Source organism: Bacillus sp. NPDC077411, from assembly GCF_044543425.1.
Lineage (GTDB): Bacteria > Bacillota > Bacilli > Bacillales > Bacillaceae_G > Bacillus_A > Bacillus_A bruguierae.
Map to the genome: position 1 here is coordinate 1 of NZ_JBITWA010000002.1, position 15,659 is coordinate 15,659.

The window sequence follows — 15,659 nt, forward strand, 5'->3', positions numbered from 1 at the left end:
AATGCAAAAAACAAAAAAAAACAAATATTATAAAATTCAAAAAACAAAAAATGGAAAAAAAAAAAATATTACCCACACCTAAAAAAAAAGTTTTTCTTTTTTTTTTTTTTTTTTTTTTTTTTTTTTTTTTTTTTTTTTAGAATTTTCGTATATTTCCCCTTTTTGCTTCAATATAACATATTTTTACAAAAAATCCTCTTAATTTTATTTGATAATCAAAAAAATTACTTTTTCACTTCTGAAATAGACAACCTGTGCATATGGTTGTACAAATGTACTCTTTCATCTTGTTTGAGCGGGATATATGTGTGCTGTTAGGACGGTGTAAGGATAACGAAAGAAGGTGAGAGGATGAAACAGTGGCTAGCGGCATTTGAAACGTCCGTGCTCGTAATGGCGCTTCTTAGGATCTTCTCAGGCAGCATGGAAATTTTCGCCGCTTTGCTTATGTTGTATTTCAATGATGCCAAAAAAGCATTGTTCGTAAATGGTATGCTTGCATTTGTTGGCCCAACTGTTTTGATTGTAACGATGTCAATTGGAATTGCGAGTGTTACGAATGAAATTTCTTTTTTGAAATTATTTTTTTTGGCGCTTGGAATCGGTTGTATTTTTATTGCAGTACTGAAATAGCGATGTGATGGGGAGAGAGCTATGAAAGAAGTATTAGAGATGTTGCCAAGGCAAATCGAACGTTTTATACAAGATTATAAGGAATGTGACGGATTGGAAGAAATACGGGTTCGGGTTGGTCGACCGCTTGAATGCATTGCGCGCGGGGAAGCGCATTTTTATAACTATACTGTGACGACAGAAGATGCGGCATATTTACTGAATAAGCTTAGTCAATATTCACTTTATACGATGGAAGAAGAATTAAAGCGAGGGTATGTTACACTGCGCGGAGGGCATCGCGTTGGATTAGCGGGCAAAGTCATTATGGAAAAGAGTACAGTGAAAATGATTCGGGATGTGGCATCATTTAATATTCGAATTGCTCGGCAAAAAAAGGGGATTGCCGAGCCGCTTATACCATATTTATATGAGAAGCATTGGCTAAATACAATGATTATCGGTCCACCCCAAACAGGGAAAACAACATTATTGCGTGATGTAGCGCGCCTCATGAGTGCGGGTGTTCCAAGGCAACATATTCCTTCTTGTAAAGTTGGTATCGTAGACGAAAGATCAGAAATTGCGGGGTGCGTGAAAGGTGTTCCGCAATATGAGTTTGGAACAAGAGTGGATGTGTTAGATGCATGCCCAAAAGCAGAAGGTATGATGATGATGATTCGCTCAATGAGTCCCGATATATTAATTGTTGACGAAATCGGTCGTCCAGAAGATAGTGAAGCAATTATGGAAGCTGTTCATGCTGGTGTTCAATTATTTACTAGTGTGCATGGACAAGGGCATGAAGATATACTGAAACGACCTTCACTAAGGAAAATCATAGAGCTGGGCGTGTTCGAACGTTTTATTGAGCTTTCTAAAATAAAAGGACCAGGAACGATTATGAATATGAAAGATGGCAGTGGAAAGCCAATTCACCGCGGAGAGAAGGTGCTGAGCGTATGATTAAATTTTTTGGCGCTGCACTTATTGTTGCTGTATCAACATTTTTTGGTTTTTCATATGCGAAGAAATATAGTGAGCGCCCTCGCCAACTACGGTTGTTAAAGGCGGCTTTGCAATCACTTGAGGCGGAAATTATGTATGGACATACTCCTTTGTCTGAGGCAGCTGCACGCCTTGTAAAACAAATGCCTAAGCCTTTGAACTGGTTTTTTCATAGTTTTCACGAACGATTAGAAACGGGAGAGCAAACGGTTCGGGAAGCATGGATGGATAGTTTACAAGAAAATTGGAAACTCACAGCATTGAAGCAAACGGAATATGAGATTTTACAGCAATTTGGAGAAACGCTTGGACAACATGATCGTGAATCACAGCAAAAACATATTCGTTTATGTATTACACATTTAGAGAGAGAAGAAGGAGAAGCAAAGGAAATGCAAATTCAGTACGAAAAGATGATGAAAAGTTTAGGAGTATTAGCAGGATTACTTATCGTTATTTTACTGTTGTAAGGGGGAAAGGTGATGTCGATCGACGTTGGGTTAATCTTTCAAATTGCAGGCATTGGTATTATTTTAGCTTTCATTCATACTGTGCTGAAAGAACTAAAGCGAGAAGATATTGCCAACTGGGTGATTCTCGTTGGTTTTGTCGTTATTTTATTTCAGGTTGCATTTTTAATTAACAATTTATTTGACAAGATTAAAAGCGTCTTTCTTTTTCAGTAAAGGGGGCGATTCGAATCGAAATATTACAAATTGTAGGACTTGGACTTGTGGCAACTTTTTTGGCGGCAGTATTGAATCAGCATAAATCGAGTGTAACTTCATTATTTATTGTGTTTGTTAGTAGCATTATGTTTTTACTTATAATTGATCAAATTCATTCTATTTTAACGATGATTGAACGTATTGCAAATGAAGCGAAAGTGAGTAATGTGTATGTGGAAACACTGCTGAAAATTATTGGAATTGCTTACATTGCAGAATTCGGTGCACAAATTACGAAAGATGCAGGGCAAGGAGCAATTGCTTCAAAAATTGAATTAGCGGGAAAAATTTTAATTTTAGTGATGGCGATTCCGATATTAACTGTTGTAATTGAAACGATTCTCGGTTTTTTACCAACCGGATAAAGGAGGGGTGAATTGTGCGCTCGTTTGGAATAAAGCTTTCGTTTGCTTTTTTCCTCTTTTTTTCTTTGCCAATTATCGTACAAGCTTCCCCTCTAGAACAAAACGTTGTAGATGAACAGCTAGGAAAGCTTGGGATAGAAGGTGTAAAGAAATATTGGGATGACCTTGTTGCTAAGTATGGAGGGTATTTGCCGGAAAGCCAGAAGGGGAATTTTATGGAGTTTGTCAAAGGGGAAAAAGAATTTTCAATTAAAGAGTGGGTGATTGGATTACTAAAATATTTATTTCATGAATTAGTAGCGAACGGAAAGTTACTTGGGACACTCATTATGCTTACTATTTTCAGCGCGCTTTTACAATCGCTTCAATCTGCTTTTGCAAAAAGTAGCGTTGGGAAAATAGCGGATGCTGTTGTATATATGGTACTTATCGTTTTTGCTTTAAACAGTTTTTATGTTGTTATGACATATACAAAAGACACCATTCAAACAATGATCGATTTCATTTTAGCGCTCCTCCCTATTTTGTTAGCGCTCATAGCGACAGGAGGCGGTGTTGTATCTGTTTCTTTTTTTCATCCAATTATCGTTTTTCTTATGAATACGAGCGGAATGCTTATGAATTATATTGTTTTACCGCTTCTTCTCCTTGCTACAATTTTAAGTATTGTCAGTACAATGAGCGATCAATATAAAGTTACAAAATTGTCCAAACTGCTGCAAAATGTTAGCGTTAGCATCATTGGGATTTTCTTAACAATCTTTTTGGGTGTGCTCTCTGTACAAGGAACGGCAACAGCGGTAGCGGATGGGATTGCTGTTAAAACAGCAAAATTTGTAACGGGAAACTTTATTCCAGTTGTCGGCCGGATGTTTACTGAAGCAGCAGACACTGTACTTAGTGCATCGGCTTTATTAAAAAATACAGTGGGGATTGTTGGGGTTGTTATTTTATTACTTATCGTTGCTTTTCCTGCTATTCAAATTTTCTGCATTGCGTTCATTTATAAATTTGCGGCAGCAGTGCTGCAACCTGTTGGTGGAGGAACAATTATTCAATGTCTGGACATTATCGGAAGAAGCATTATATACGTGTTTGCTTGTTTGGCCATTGTATCGTTCATGTTTTTTCTAAGTATCACGATTGTTATTGCAGCTGGAAATATTACGTTAATGATGCGTTAGGAGGTGAGAAGGTTGCAATTTGTCGTGGAGTGGATTCGGAATATTATTGTGTTTCTACTATTAGCAACGATGCTTCATATGCTACTTCCTAATTCAAATTTACAAAAGTATGTCAAGTTTGTTGTAAGTTTGCTTCTAGTCGTTTTGATCTTAACCCCTTTATTTAAATTGTTTCAAACAGATATTCAAGATGTGATTGCAAATGCTAGTCAGGACAAGTATATGGCAAACGGATCAATAGAAAATAAAATTAATGAAAAGAAAAAAGAAATACAAGCCTCACAACGTGCATATATTTTAGAACAGATGGCTGTCCAAATGAAAAAACAAGTTGGAAAAGAACTAGAAAAGCAATATGGTATGGCCGTTATGAGTTTGCAGATAAAAGTACCAGAAGACAAAAAAGAAGTGAAATCTCAGCAAGATATTCAATCTGTTGTTGTAACGCTTCAGGCAAATGAACGAAGCCGAGCAGGAGCTATTGAAACGATTCAAAAGGTAGACATTAACTCGAAGGAACCTCGAAAGACGTCAGAACAAAATACAGCTGAAATGAAACAATTCTTCTCAAACAAATGGCAATTGGAAGAGAACAAAATTAAGATTCAGGTGGAAGGGGGGATAGGGAAAGTAAATGAATAATAAATTTCAATTTTTTCGCAATCTTTTTAAAGGAAATGAAAAAGATGAGAAAGAGAAAAAAATTTCAGCTAAGTTTTTGATCATTTTACTCATACTTGGGATCATCCTTATGTTTTCTAGTAACCTTTTCCAAGCAAAAAAGCCAGAAGTACCTGTTCTCAAATCGCAAACAGAGCAAGTAAAAGATGTACCAACATTTGGACAAAAGAATAGTGACAACAAATCTAACATTGATAAATATGAAAAAGAATATGAACAACAATTAAAAGAAGCATTAGAAAGTGTTACAGGCGTTAAAGATGTAACAATTGAAATTAATCTTGATTCATCAGAAGAAAAAATACTTGATAAAAATACGGTGAAGCGATCGCAAACGACGGACGAAACAGATAAAGAAGGCGGAAAGCGGAAAGTTGAAGATGAATCGACAGATGAAAAAACAGTGATTGTACGCCAAGGTGATAAAGAAGCTCCTATTATACTTCGAGAAAATAAGCCGAAAGTTCGCGGCGTTCTTGTTGTTGCAAAAGGAGTGGATAATTTACAAGTGAAACAGATGGTGATAGAAGCTGTTACACGTATGTTAGAGGTTCCAAGTCACCGTGTATCTGTTTTACCAAAAAAGAATTAGGGAGGAAATAAAGTGTTAAAAAAACAAACAGTTTGGTTATTAACGATGTTAAGTTTGGTTATTGTACTTTCAGTATACTATGTAATGACTCCAGATAATAAAACAAAGGTTGTAACAACATCATTAGGAGAAGGAGCGAAAGAGAAGCAAGGCTCTGAAAAGGAAACTAGTAAAAAAGAAACAGGTAAGAAAGAAGGAAATGTATCGAGTCATTCAGCTAGTGATGATAGTTTCACAGCACTGCGTTTAAAAATGGAGGATCAGCGTAGTGAAGCAAAGGAAAAATTGCAAGATGTAATGAACTCAACAACCACTTCTGCCGAAGAGAGAAATAAAGCAAAAAATGAATTTGATGCATTGAGCGATTTAGCGACAAAAGAAACGTTATTGGAGACATTAATTAAAACAGAAGGCGGTTTTAAAGATGCGCTTGTACGTGCAGATGGAAATGATGTTAAAGTGACAGTAAAAGCAGCAAAACTTTCTGCAAAAGAAGCAAATAAAATTATACAGCTTGTAAAAAGTGAGACGGGCTTAATGGCAGACGTTCGATATGAAATAGCAAAGTAAAAAGCTATCGATTTTTTCGATAGCTTTTTTTATCTACTAGAAGTTTGTCTAACAATCGTAGTTCAGTTTCTTTCGTTTTTATAGGAGAAATTCGTTGTGAGTGAAAAATCATTGGTTCTTGATGAAGGTGATTACTTTGTCCGCATTTCATTTGAATAAAGAGGGATACACCCCAAATAATAACAGCTGGTAGAAAGAGAATAAGCCAAATGTTCACGTCCCACACCTCACTGTATATGATTCTATCTTTACGATACTACTCTTATATGAAGGAAATATGAAGTGGATGTAAATAAACTTCAATTACTTAGTAAAAAATATATAAACTCATATAAATAAACGCAAATTGAAAAAACAACATAAAAACCCTTTTCTTTTTCGAGGGGCGAGTGCACCTGGCCGTGCATAGAAGCGGTCAGGACCTTTTCCTGACACGCGCTAGATTTAAAACAAAGGGAGTAAGCGAGAGAAGGTCATGTTTTATTCTGCATAGCCACGACCTATATGTTGAGAAAACAATATGGATTTATATAAATGAAGTGGATGAGAGTGTTTTTTAGGAAGTGGTCTTGCCAATTTTGAGTGAAACTTGGTATTATTACTAGGTAGTAAAATGGCATACTGTTATTTTTACAGGAATTTTCATACATCATACAGAAGAAATAAAATTGGAATGTTGAAAATATTTATCGTAAGATGAATATATATATAAATACATTTTGATTTTCCAACATATAAGTCACTGCTATGCAGAACAAAAAGTGATTGTCTTTCTTTGTTTTCATATTGCACTTGGCAGGAAAGGGATCTGACCGCTTCTATGCATAGCCAGATGCTCTTACTCACTAAAAAACAGTGATTTTTATGCAGGTTTTCAATATGGATTTATATATATCCATTTTAATTTTTCGGCATATAGGTCGCTGCTATGCAGCATACAACATGACCGCTACTTGCTTTCTCCTTTTGTTTTAAACCTGGCATGTGGTAGGAAAAGGCCCTGACTGCTTCTATGCATGGCCAGACGATCTCGCCTGCATAAAAAGAAAGAGGGTTTTATGTCGATTTTTTAATTTGTATTTATAGAGTATGAAACTTCATAGTAGTTTTTTATTGATAGTACGAGAAGAAATTTATGATTGACTGTTATAGCTGGATTCAGTAAATGGTATTTATTACTGATAGTTTGAGCTGTTACAACAGGAAAAACAAGTATATAGGAGTGGATTTTACATGTTTAAAATTCAAGAAGTTCGTGAATTGATTAAGTTAATTGATGATTCTAATATTGATGAATTCGAATACAAAAAAGATGGTACTACAATTAAGATGAAAAAGCGTGGCAATGAAGTAATTGCTGTGCAACCTGCTCTGGCAGTGCAGAAACCTGTACAAGCTGTAGTGCCAGAAGTAGTTGCTGCACCAGCTCAAAGTGAAGCTCCAAAGCAAGAAGCGAAACAAGTATTACAAGATGAGAACTTACTAAAAATTACTTCTCCGATGGTTGGAACGTTCTATGCTTCTCCATCACCAGATGCACCAGCATATGTAAATGTTGGAGATCGCGTAACAGAAGGGAAAATTGTTTGTATTGTAGAAGCGATGAAACTCTTTAATGAAATTGAAGCAGAAGTAAATGGGGAAATCGTTGAAATTCTTGTGAATAACGGTCAGCTTGTTGAATATGGACAACCGCTATTTCTTGTAAAAGCATAATAAGGGAGTCTGGAATGATGATTAAAAAAGTATTAATTGCGAACCGCGGGGAAATTGCGGTACGAATTATTCGTGCTTGCAAAGAAATGAATATTGAAACAGTTGCAATTTATTCTGAAGCAGATAAAGAAGCACTTCATGTACAAATTGCCGATGAAGCATACTGCGTTGGACCAACTGTATCAAAGGAAAGCTATTTAAACTTAACTAACATTATTAGCGTTGCAAAATTAACGGGTTGTGATGCAATTCACCCTGGATATGGTTTTTTAGCAGAAAATGCTGATTTTGCAGAGCTTTGTCGTGAATGTAATTTGATTTTTATCGGTCCAAGCCCGGAAGCTATTTCAAAAATGGGCACAAAAGACGTTGCACGTGATACAATGAAGGAAGCAGGGGTTCCGATTGTACCGGGTTCACAAGGAATTATTAAAAATATCGAAGAAGCAGTAGCACTTGCAGAGAGAATTGGATATCCTGTTATTATTAAAGCAACAGCGGGCGGCGGCGGTAAGGGAATTCGCGTTGCGCGCACGGAAGAAGAGCTTGTAAAAGGAATTCAAATTACACAGCAAGAGGCAAGTACCGCTTTTGGAAACCCTGGTGTATACTTAGAAAAGTATATTGAAGATTTCCGTCATGTAGAAATTCAAGTGATGGCAGATAGCCATGGTAACGTCATTCATTTAGGAGAGCGCGATTGTACAATTCAGCGTCGTTTGCAAAAACTGCTAGAAGAGTCACCATCTCCAGTATTAGATGCTACTATCCGTCAACGAATGGGAGAAGCAGCAGTAAAAGCGGCGGCAGCAGTAGATTATACGGGTGCTGGCACAGTTGAATTTATTTATGAATATAAAACGAAAAGTTTCTATTTCATGGAAATGAATACGCGAATTCAAGTTGAGCATCCTGTAACTGAAATGGTGACGGGAGTAGACCTTATTAAAGAGCAAATTCGCGTTGCATCAGGAGAGCAGTTATCGCTGCAGCAAGAAGAAGTACAATTTAACGGTTGGGCAATTGAGTGCCGAATTAATGCGGAAAACCCTGCCAAAAAATTTATGCCATCTCCAGGTAAGGTAGAAATGTATTTACCGCCAGGGGGATTTGGTATTCGCGTCGATTCAGCTGTATATCCTGGGTATACGATTCCGCCTTATTACGATTCGATGGTTGCAAAGCTCATCGTTTATGGAAAAACACGTGAAGAAGCAATTGCGAAAATGAAACGAGCGTTAAGTGAATTCGTCATTGAGGGTGTACATACGACGATTCCGTTCCATTTACAACTTCTTGACCACCCTGAATTTGTACAAGGTGAATTTAATACGAAGTTTTTAGAACAGCATGATTTAACGGCGCAGTGATACATTTAAAGGAGGTTTTTTTCATGGCTGAACATATGTTAGACATGGGACAAGATACAACTCTTGGTAAAGTAGAAATCGCACCGGAAGTAATTGAAGTAATTGCAGGTATTGCTGCTTCTGAAGTAGAAGGCGTAGCAGCAATGCGTGGTAACTTTGCAACAGATGTTGTTGAGAAGTTAGGAAAGAAAAATCATGGAAAAGGCGTAAAAGTAGAATTAGCAAACGATGATATTATTGTTGATGTTTACGTATTAATGTATTTTGGTGTAGCAATTCCAGTTGTTGCACAAAACATTCAAGATAATATTCGTCAAGCGTTGTTTACAATGACAGGCCTTGAACCGAAAGAAATAAACGTGCATATCGTTGGTGTAACATTTGAAGCACCAAAGACAGAAATCGAGCCAGTATAATACTGTAAAAGGTGCCTTGTTACTCAGGCACCTTTTTTATCGTTTTGTTTCTTTCTATTCAAACTTAAAAAATTATATTATTTAAAAAAATGAAAAAATTTAAAGGTGAACGCGAGTTTTTAAAAAAAACGTACATTGTGGTATGATATGGAACTTGAAGTTAATCTTTTTATTATTTTTCCGTGAGGGAACTCGTGTATGAAACGATAAATTATGGTATTATCATTGTATTATAAGATTGAAGGGTCAGAAAAAATTATAAAGGGTAAGTAATTCAATGGCTTATAAATTATAATAATATAACAAAACATAAGGAAAGACTTGAAGTACAAAGGAGAGTTATCATGAAACGTAGGACGGCTAGAGAAAGAGCGATGCAAGCACTTTATCAAATGGATATTACCGGAGACTACAATCCGAAAGCAGCAGTAGAAAACACACTTGAAGAAGGCGAAAATACAAATGAATTTTTAGAAGCACTTGTCTTCGGATGTGTAGAGCATAAAGAAGTAATTGATGAGCTTATTCGTCAAAATTTAAAAAAGTGGAAATTAGAACGCATTAGCATTGTTGATCGCAGTATTTTACGACTTGCTGTATATGAAATGAAATACATGGAAGATATTCCGCACAGCGTATCAATTAACGAGGCAATTGAAATTGCAAAAGCATACGGAGACGAGGAATCTCGTCGTTTTATTAACGGCGTTTTATCTAGTATACAGTAAAATTTTCTTGGGCGGGGAACTTCATCCTCGCTTCAGAAAGCTCTTACCAATCAGACTTTTACGGGCAGTTATCTTTCACCTTTATTCTTTCATTTTTTAGAATGTTAATGTGGAAGCTATACTGCCCGTTACAGCGGGAGAAAAAAGTAGCTTTGTAATTTTTAAAGGGGGAATTTTGAAATGGTAGCAGTAATCATCAAAGGAAATGAAGTTGCAGAGAAAAAGCGAGCGCAGTTAAAAGAGAAAGTTGCAGAACTAGAAGAACAAGGAATTGTACCAGGGCTAGCTGTTATTTTAGTTGGAGACGATCCAGCTTCTCATTCGTATGTAAAGGGGAAAGAAAAAGGCTGCGAACAAGTTGGTATTTATTCTGAGTTAATTACATTTCCAGATACAATTACACAAGATCGTTTATTAGCGGAAATCGACCGTTTAAATAATGATGATCGTATTCATGGTATTTTAGTGCAGTTACCGTTGCCAAATCATATTGAAGAGAAAGCTATCATTGAAAAAATTTCTCCTGAGAAAGATGTGGATGGTTTCCATCCAATTAGTATCGGGCGTATGATGACAGGACAAGATACGTTCCTTCCATGTACGCCGCATGGTATTTTAGAATTAGTAAAAGAAACAAATCTTGATATTACAGGGAAACACGTTGTTGTTATTGGACGAAGCAATATTGTTGGAAAACCAGTAGGACAACTGTTTTTAAATGAAAATGCAACAGTTACATATTGTCATTCCAAAACAGCGAATATAAAAGAATTAACGAAGTTAGCTGATATTTTAATTGTTGCAGTTGGAAGAGCGAAAATGGTAACAGCTGATTACGTAAAAGAAGGCGCAGTTGTAATTGATGTCGGAGTAAATCGTTTAGAAACAGGAAAACTATGCGGTGATGTTGATTTCGACGATGTATTAAACGTTGCAAGTCACATTACACCAGTACCAAAAGGCGTAGGTCCAATGACGATTACAATGCTATTAGAAAATACAGTATTATCTGCACAGCGCGCAGGTGTTTTTTGTAAATAATTGCATGGCGGCTATGAGGAGAGAGAAATGGAAAAGCAATATTTAACCGTTACAGCGTTAACTCGTTATATGAAAACTAAAATAGAGTATGACCCTCATCTACAGTCTGTTTGGTTAAAAGGAGAAATTTCAAATTTTAAATATCATAGCCGCGGTCATATGTATTTCACATTAAAAGATGAAAATGCAAGAATTGCTGCGGTTATGTTTGCGAGTCATAATCGCAATGTAAAGTTTAGACCAGAAGACGGGATGAAAGTGCTTGTAAAAGGGAAAATTTCTGTTTATGAAGCAAGTGGTTCATACCAGATTTATATTCATGATATGCAGCCAGATGGAGTGGGAAATCTTCATTTAGCATATGAGCAGTTAAAGGCTCGTTTAGAAGAAGAAGGGCTGTTTTCACAAGTATACAAGCAGCCAATACCTGCTTATCCAACAACAATTGGTGTGATTACGTCGCCAACGGGTGCAGCAATTCGTGATATTATAACGACAATTGCACGTCGCTATCCGATTGGAAGGGTAATTGTATTTCCAGTTCTTGTGCAAGGGGAGTTTGCAGCTCCCTCAATTGTACAAGCTATTGAAAAGGCCAATGAAATGAATGGTATAGATGTGTTAATTGTTGGGCGCGGCGGAGGTTCGATTGAAGAGCTGTGGGCATTTAATGAAGAAACAGTGGCCCGAGCAATCTTTGCGAGTCAAATTCCAATCATTTCTGCTGTGGGACATGAAACAGATTTTACTATTGCAGATTTTGTAGCGGACTTAAGAGCTCCAACGCCAACAGCGGCAGCTGAACTGGCAGTTCCTCACATTCTTGAATTAGAAGAAAAAGTGATGCAGCGTACACTTCGCTTGACGCGAGCGATGCGTGAGATGTTGAACTATAAGCAGGAACATTTGCAAGCATTACAAAAATCATATGCATTTCGCTATCCAAAGCAATTGTATGAGCAAAAGGAAGAGCAATTGGATCGTACAATTGATAAGTTGATGCAAACGAAAGAGCGTTACATAGAAAAGAAGACCAATCAACTTCAGCAGTTGTCATTTTATTTAGGAAAGCATCACCCTGCGCAAAAAATCGAACAAACAAGGCAGACGTTAGACACATTGCAAAAGCAATTGCAACGTGAAATGCAAACTCTTCTACGAGGAAAAGAGTTTGCTTTTACAAGAGCGATAGAGAAGTTAGAAACGTTAAGTCCTCTTAAGGTGATGATGCGAGGCTACGGTCTTGTTTATAATAATGAGAAACAGGTCTTAAAAAGTGTAAAAGGAATTGGGCTTGGAGATGAAGTTACAGTGCAGCTTCAAGATGGTGTGCTAGACTGTAATGTATGGGGAATAGAGGAGCGTGAACTAGGCGATGGAAAATAAAGTGAGCTTTGAAGAAGCTATTGCAAAGCTTGAACAAATTGTTTCCAAGCTCGAACAAGGTGATGTTCCGCTTGAGGAAGCGATTTCGTATTTTAAAGAAGGTATGGAACTTTCTAAGCTTTGCGATGAAAAATTAAAAGACGTACAAGAACAAATGGCAGTCATACTTGGTGAAAATGGTGAACTTCGTCCATTTTCTACTTTAGGAGAGGAAGCATAATGACGCATGTAGCTTTTGATGCTTTTATGAGAGAAAGTAAAGCGTTAGTAGAAGAAAATCTTGTGCGTTATGCAAATGATTTACAATGTCCGGATGTAATTCGCGAGGCGATGATGTATTCATTAGAAGCGGGTGGGAAGCGCCTCCGTCCGTTACTTTTATTTGCAACACTACAAGCGTTTGGAAAAGATAGAGAATTAGGGATAGGTACAGCTTGTGCACTAGAAATGATTCATACGTATTCTTTAATTCATGATGATTTACCTTGTATGGATGATGATGACTTACGCCGCGGGAAACCAACAAATCATAAAGTGTTTGGTGAGGCCATGGCCGTATTAGCTGGTGATGGGTTGTTAACGTATGCATTCCAAGTTGTAACAGAGCAAGACCATAAAGAAATTACTTCTGAAACAAAACTGCGCATCGCATTGGAACTTGCCAAAGCAGCAGGGCCAGAAGGAATGGTTGGTGGGCAAGTTGCGGATATGGAAGCAGAAGGGAAGCAATTAACTCTTCATGAGCTAGAATATATTCATAAGCATAAAACTGGACGTTTATTAGAATTTGCCGTATTAGCTGGTGCGTTATTATCAGGGGCTAGGGCTGAGCAACAAGAAAAATTACTTGCTTTTGCGAATTATGTCGGACTTGCTTTTCAAATTCGTGATGATATTCTAGATGTAGAAGGAACGGAAGAAGAGATTGGGAAACCAGTCGGAAGCGATATGACAAATGAAAAAAGTACATATACAACGTTATTTACAGTAGAAGAAGCGAAGAAAATTTTGGAAGAAACAATTATAAAAGCAAAAGATGCAATTTCTTCTTTACAATTACAAGATGAATATTTGTTAGTAATTTGCGATTTAATTGCAAAACGCAACCACTAGTATAAGAATGTTTTCATTTGTTGAGCCATTCAGGATTTTATGGTATAAATGTAGACAAAGGTTTTTCTTTTCTTTTTATTGGCAAAAATATACGTAGATTACATTGCCGTTATCACTTTGTGTTAGCGGCTCTTTTTTCATCGTATAAAATAAAGAATATGCTTGATTTTGGTAATTCAATTAAGTACAACCATGTTTTACGGATGTATAATAGTTGATATGACGACAGATTATGAAACGAAAGTGAGTGATCCTTGTGGATCTGACGCAAATTCAAAATCCTAGTTTTTTGAAGGATATGTCTATAAGCGAACTAGAAGCGTTAAGCGAAGATATTCGAAAGTTTTTAATTGAAGAGCTTTCTCAAACAGGTGGACATATTGCTCCAAATCTAGGTGTAGTAGAACTCACAATTGCTTTGCATAAAGTATTCAATAGTCCAAGGGATAAATTTTTATGGGATGTAGGACATCAATCCTATGTACATAAAATCTTAACGGGGCGTGCAAAGGAATTTGGCACATTAAGACAATATAAAGGTTTGTGTGGTTTTCCAAAGCGTTGTGAAAGTGAACATGATGTATGGGAAACGGGACATAGCTCTACTTCCTTATCTGCTGCCATGGGAATGGCACTTGCTCGTGATTTAAAGAAAACGAAAGAGTATATTGTTCCTATTATTGGTGATGGTGCATTAACAGGTGGTATGGCGCTGGAAGCACTAAATCATATTGGACATGAACAAACAGATATGACAGTTATTTTAAATGATAATGAAATGTCGATTGCACCAAACGTTGGTGCATTGCATAACGTACTTGGACGTTTACGTACAGCAGGAAAATATCAATGGGTAAAAGATGAACTAGAATACTTATTGAAGAAAATTCCAGCTGTTGGCGGTAAAGTAGCTGCAACGGCTGAAAAAGTAAAAGATAGCTTGAAATATTTACTCGTTTCGGGTGTGTTTTTTGAAGAGTTAGGCTTCACATATTTAGGGCCTGTTGATGGACATGATTATGAAAGTTTATTTGAAAATCTTCAATATGCAAAGAAAACGAAAGGGCCTGTACTTGTTCATGTCATTACGAAAAAAGGAAAAGGCTATAAGCCAGCTGAAAGTGATGTAATTGGAACTTGGCATGGTACAGGACCGTACAAAATTGAGTCTGGTGATTTTGTGAAGCCAAAAGAAGCTGCACCGGCATGGAGTTCCGTTGTTAGTGAAGCAGTTCGCAAATTGGCAAAGAATGATCAACGTATCGTTGCTGTAACGCCAGCAATGCCAGTTGGATCAAAGCTTGAAAAATTTGCAAAAGAATTTCCTAATCGTATGTTTGATGTAGGGATTGCTGAGCAACACGCAGTAACAATGGCAGCTGGTTTAGCAACGCAAGGCATGAAGCCGTTTTTAGCGATTTATTCTACATTTTTACAACGTGCTTATGATCAAGTTGTTCACGATGTATGTCGCCAAAATTTAAATGTCTTTTTCGGGATTGATCGAGCGGGATTAGTAGGAGCTGATGGAGAAACGCATCAAGGTATATTTGATATTGCATTTTTACGTCATCTTCCGAATATTGTTTTGATGATGCCGAAAGATGAAAATGAAGGTCAACATATGGTATATACAGCAATCAATTACGAAAATGGACCGATTGCGCTTCGTTATGCGCGTGGAAATGGAATTGGTGTACCGATGGATAAAGAGTTTAAAGAAATTCCAATCGGTACATGGGAAACGCTTCGTGAAGGGTCACAAGCAGCAATTCTAACATTTGGTACGACAATTCCGATGGCAATGGAAGCGGCAGAATCACTTGAGAAGAAAGGGATTTCTGTAAAGGTTGTGAATGCTCGCTTTATTAAGCCGATGGACGAAGCATACTTGCATGAGCTATTAGGAAAGAATATGCCGATTTTAACAATTGAAGAGGCATGTTTAATTGGAGGGTTTGGTTCTGGTGTGTTAGAGTTTTCTAGTGAGCATGGATATCATAATGCGCTAATTGAGTGTATGGGTATCCCAGATCATTTCATTGAACACGGCAGTGTCTCTAAACTTCTTGAAGAAATTGACTTAACAGCAGATGCAGTTGTTGAACGCATTTGTACAATGATTCCATTAAAACAAAAAAGGGCGTAA

Annotated in this window: 19 protein-coding genes; 18 read left to right on the forward strand and 1 reads right to left on the reverse strand. The window is 37.0% G+C overall.

Annotated features, from left to right (window positions below; genetic code table 11):
• The first annotated feature begins 351 nt into the window (after positions 1-351).
• From ACIGHG_RS03340 to ACIGHG_RS03380, 9 genes are read left to right on the forward strand one after another with little or no spacing between them, the layout of a single operon-like run.
• A complete protein-coding gene (locus ACIGHG_RS03340) occupies positions 352-633 on the forward strand; it encodes a YqhV family protein (RefSeq protein WP_035429538.1) in 282 nt (93 codons plus the stop codon).
• Positions 634-654: 21 nt separating this feature from the next.
• Entirely contained in the window at positions 655-1,578 is a 924-nt protein-coding gene (spoIIIAA, locus tag ACIGHG_RS03345) for a stage III sporulation protein AA (protein ID WP_090913888.1), read from the forward strand.
• Complete coding sequence (gene spoIIIAB / locus ACIGHG_RS03350) at positions 1,575-2,090, forward strand: stage III sporulation protein SpoIIIAB (RefSeq protein WP_090913890.1); 516 nt, start codon at positions 1,575-1,577, stop codon at positions 2,088-2,090. The genes spoIIIAA and spoIIIAB overlap by 4 nt, the downstream gene beginning before the upstream one ends.
• Positions 2,091-2,102: 12 nt before the next feature.
• Positions 2,103-2,306: a stage III sporulation protein AC gene (spoIIIAC, locus tag ACIGHG_RS03355; RefSeq protein WP_020061584.1), complete on the forward strand. Its 204-nt coding sequence runs from the start codon at positions 2,103-2,105 to the stop codon at positions 2,304-2,306.
• A 20-nt stretch (positions 2,307-2,326) separates the two neighbouring features.
• Complete coding sequence (gene spoIIIAD, locus ACIGHG_RS03360; RefSeq protein ID WP_396547485.1) at positions 2,327-2,713, forward strand: stage III sporulation protein AD; 387 nt, start codon at positions 2,327-2,329, stop codon at positions 2,711-2,713.
• A gap of 11 nt (positions 2,714-2,724) precedes the next feature.
• Complete coding sequence (spoIIIAE, locus tag ACIGHG_RS03365; protein WP_336471423.1) at positions 2,725-3,897, forward strand: stage III sporulation protein AE; 1,173 nt, start codon at positions 2,725-2,727, stop codon at positions 3,895-3,897.
• A 12-nt stretch (positions 3,898-3,909) separates the two neighbouring features.
• A complete protein-coding gene (spoIIIAF, locus tag ACIGHG_RS03370) occupies positions 3,910-4,539 on the forward strand; it encodes a stage III sporulation protein AF (RefSeq protein WP_396547217.1) in 630 nt (209 codons plus the stop codon).
• The gene (gene spoIIIAG, locus ACIGHG_RS03375) at positions 4,532-5,170 is read left to right on the forward strand and encodes a stage III sporulation protein AG (protein ID WP_396547219.1); all 639 of its coding nucleotides are present in this window, start codon (positions 4,532-4,534) and stop codon (positions 5,168-5,170) included. The genes spoIIIAF and spoIIIAG overlap by 8 nt, the downstream gene beginning before the upstream one ends.
• A 12-nt stretch (positions 5,171-5,182) precedes the next feature.
• Entirely contained in the window at positions 5,183-5,740 is a 558-nt protein-coding gene (locus ACIGHG_RS03380; RefSeq protein ID WP_090913897.1) for a SpoIIIAH-like family protein, read from the forward strand.
• Between the two features lie 4 nt (positions 5,741-5,744).
• Here the strand turns inward: ACIGHG_RS03380 and ACIGHG_RS03385 are convergent, their stop codons facing one another.
• Positions 5,745-5,957 (reverse strand): DNA recombination protein RecO, encoded by a 213-nt coding sequence (locus tag ACIGHG_RS03385; RefSeq protein ID WP_090913899.1) that lies wholly within the window; start codon positions 5,955-5,957, stop codon positions 5,745-5,747.
• A gap of 1,016 nt (positions 5,958-6,973) precedes the next feature.
• Here ACIGHG_RS03385 and accB point away from each other — a divergent pair.
• The 9 genes from accB to dxs all read left to right on the forward strand — a co-directional run bounded on the left by accB (position 6,974) and on the right by dxs (position 15,659).
• On the forward strand, positions 6,974-7,456 hold the full coding sequence (gene accB, locus ACIGHG_RS03390) for an acetyl-CoA carboxylase biotin carboxyl carrier protein (protein ID WP_090913901.1): 483 nt from the start codon (positions 6,974-6,976) through the stop codon (positions 7,454-7,456).
• A gap of 17 nt (positions 7,457-7,473) precedes the next feature.
• On the forward strand, positions 7,474-8,826 hold the full coding sequence (accC, locus tag ACIGHG_RS03395) for an acetyl-CoA carboxylase biotin carboxylase subunit (RefSeq protein WP_396547488.1): 1,353 nt from the start codon (positions 7,474-7,476) through the stop codon (positions 8,824-8,826).
• Between the two features lie 23 nt (positions 8,827-8,849).
• Positions 8,850-9,242 (forward strand): Asp23/Gls24 family envelope stress response protein, encoded by a 393-nt coding sequence (locus ACIGHG_RS03400; RefSeq protein ID WP_090913905.1) that lies wholly within the window; start codon positions 8,850-8,852, stop codon positions 9,240-9,242.
• A gap of 344 nt (positions 9,243-9,586) precedes the next feature.
• Entirely contained in the window at positions 9,587-9,970 is a 384-nt protein-coding gene (gene nusB, locus ACIGHG_RS03405) for a transcription antitermination factor NusB (protein ID WP_090913906.1), read from the forward strand.
• Positions 9,971-10,150: 180 nt separating this feature from the next.
• Positions 10,151-11,011 (forward strand): bifunctional methylenetetrahydrofolate dehydrogenase/methenyltetrahydrofolate cyclohydrolase FolD, encoded by an 861-nt coding sequence (gene folD / locus ACIGHG_RS03410; protein WP_336471291.1) that lies wholly within the window; start codon positions 10,151-10,153, stop codon positions 11,009-11,011.
• A 27-nt stretch (positions 11,012-11,038) separates the two neighbouring features.
• Positions 11,039-12,397 (forward strand): exodeoxyribonuclease VII large subunit, encoded by a 1,359-nt coding sequence (xseA, locus tag ACIGHG_RS03415; protein WP_336471292.1) that lies wholly within the window; start codon positions 11,039-11,041, stop codon positions 12,395-12,397.
• Entirely contained in the window at positions 12,387-12,617 is a 231-nt protein-coding gene (locus ACIGHG_RS03420; RefSeq protein ID WP_090913912.1) for an exodeoxyribonuclease VII small subunit, read from the forward strand. Before xseA ends, ACIGHG_RS03420 begins: the two co-directional genes overlap by 11 nt.
• Positions 12,617-13,510: a polyprenyl synthetase family protein gene (locus ACIGHG_RS03425; RefSeq protein WP_396547224.1), complete on the forward strand. Its 894-nt coding sequence runs from the start codon at positions 12,617-12,619 to the stop codon at positions 13,508-13,510. Before ACIGHG_RS03420 ends, ACIGHG_RS03425 begins: the two co-directional genes overlap by 1 nt.
• A 256-nt stretch (positions 13,511-13,766) precedes the next feature.
• Positions 13,767-15,659 (forward strand): 1-deoxy-D-xylulose-5-phosphate synthase, encoded by a 1,893-nt coding sequence (dxs, locus tag ACIGHG_RS03430; protein WP_396547226.1) that lies wholly within the window; start codon positions 13,767-13,769, stop codon positions 15,657-15,659.

What these genes read in the sequence shown, in the direction of transcription:
- folD (WP_336471291.1), top strand. Translation starts at nt 10,151, where the DNA reads ATGGTAGCAGTAATCATCAAAGGAAATGAAGTTGCAGAGAAAAAGCGA.
- nusB (WP_090913906.1), top strand. Translation starts at nt 9,587, where the DNA reads ATGAAACGTAGGACGGCTAGAGAAAGAGCGATGCAAGCACTTTATCAA.
- ACIGHG_RS03420 (WP_090913912.1), top strand. Translation starts at nt 12,387, where the DNA reads ATGGAAAATAAAGTGAGCTTTGAAGAAGCTATTGCAAAGCTTGAACAA.
- spoIIIAA (WP_090913888.1), top strand. Translation starts at nt 655, where the DNA reads ATGAAAGAAGTATTAGAGATGTTGCCAAGGCAAATCGAACGTTTTATA.
- ACIGHG_RS03400 (WP_090913905.1), top strand. Translation starts at nt 8,850, where the DNA reads ATGGCTGAACATATGTTAGACATGGGACAAGATACAACTCTTGGTAAA.
- accB (WP_090913901.1), top strand. Translation starts at nt 6,974, where the DNA reads ATGTTTAAAATTCAAGAAGTTCGTGAATTGATTAAGTTAATTGATGAT.
- spoIIIAC (WP_020061584.1), top strand. Translation starts at nt 2,103, where the DNA reads ATGTCGATCGACGTTGGGTTAATCTTTCAAATTGCAGGCATTGGTATT.
- xseA (WP_336471292.1), top strand. Translation starts at nt 11,039, where the DNA reads ATGGAAAAGCAATATTTAACCGTTACAGCGTTAACTCGTTATATGAAA.
- spoIIIAG (WP_396547219.1), top strand. Translation starts at nt 4,532, where the DNA reads ATGAATAATAAATTTCAATTTTTTCGCAATCTTTTTAAAGGAAATGAA.
- spoIIIAB (WP_090913890.1), top strand. Translation starts at nt 1,575, where the DNA reads ATGATTAAATTTTTTGGCGCTGCACTTATTGTTGCTGTATCAACATTT.
- accC (WP_396547488.1), top strand. Translation starts at nt 7,474, where the DNA reads ATGATTAAAAAAGTATTAATTGCGAACCGCGGGGAAATTGCGGTACGA.
- ACIGHG_RS03425 (WP_396547224.1), top strand. Translation starts at nt 12,617, where the DNA reads ATGACGCATGTAGCTTTTGATGCTTTTATGAGAGAAAGTAAAGCGTTA.
- ACIGHG_RS03340 (WP_035429538.1), top strand. Translation starts at nt 352, where the DNA reads ATGAAACAGTGGCTAGCGGCATTTGAAACGTCCGTGCTCGTAATGGCG.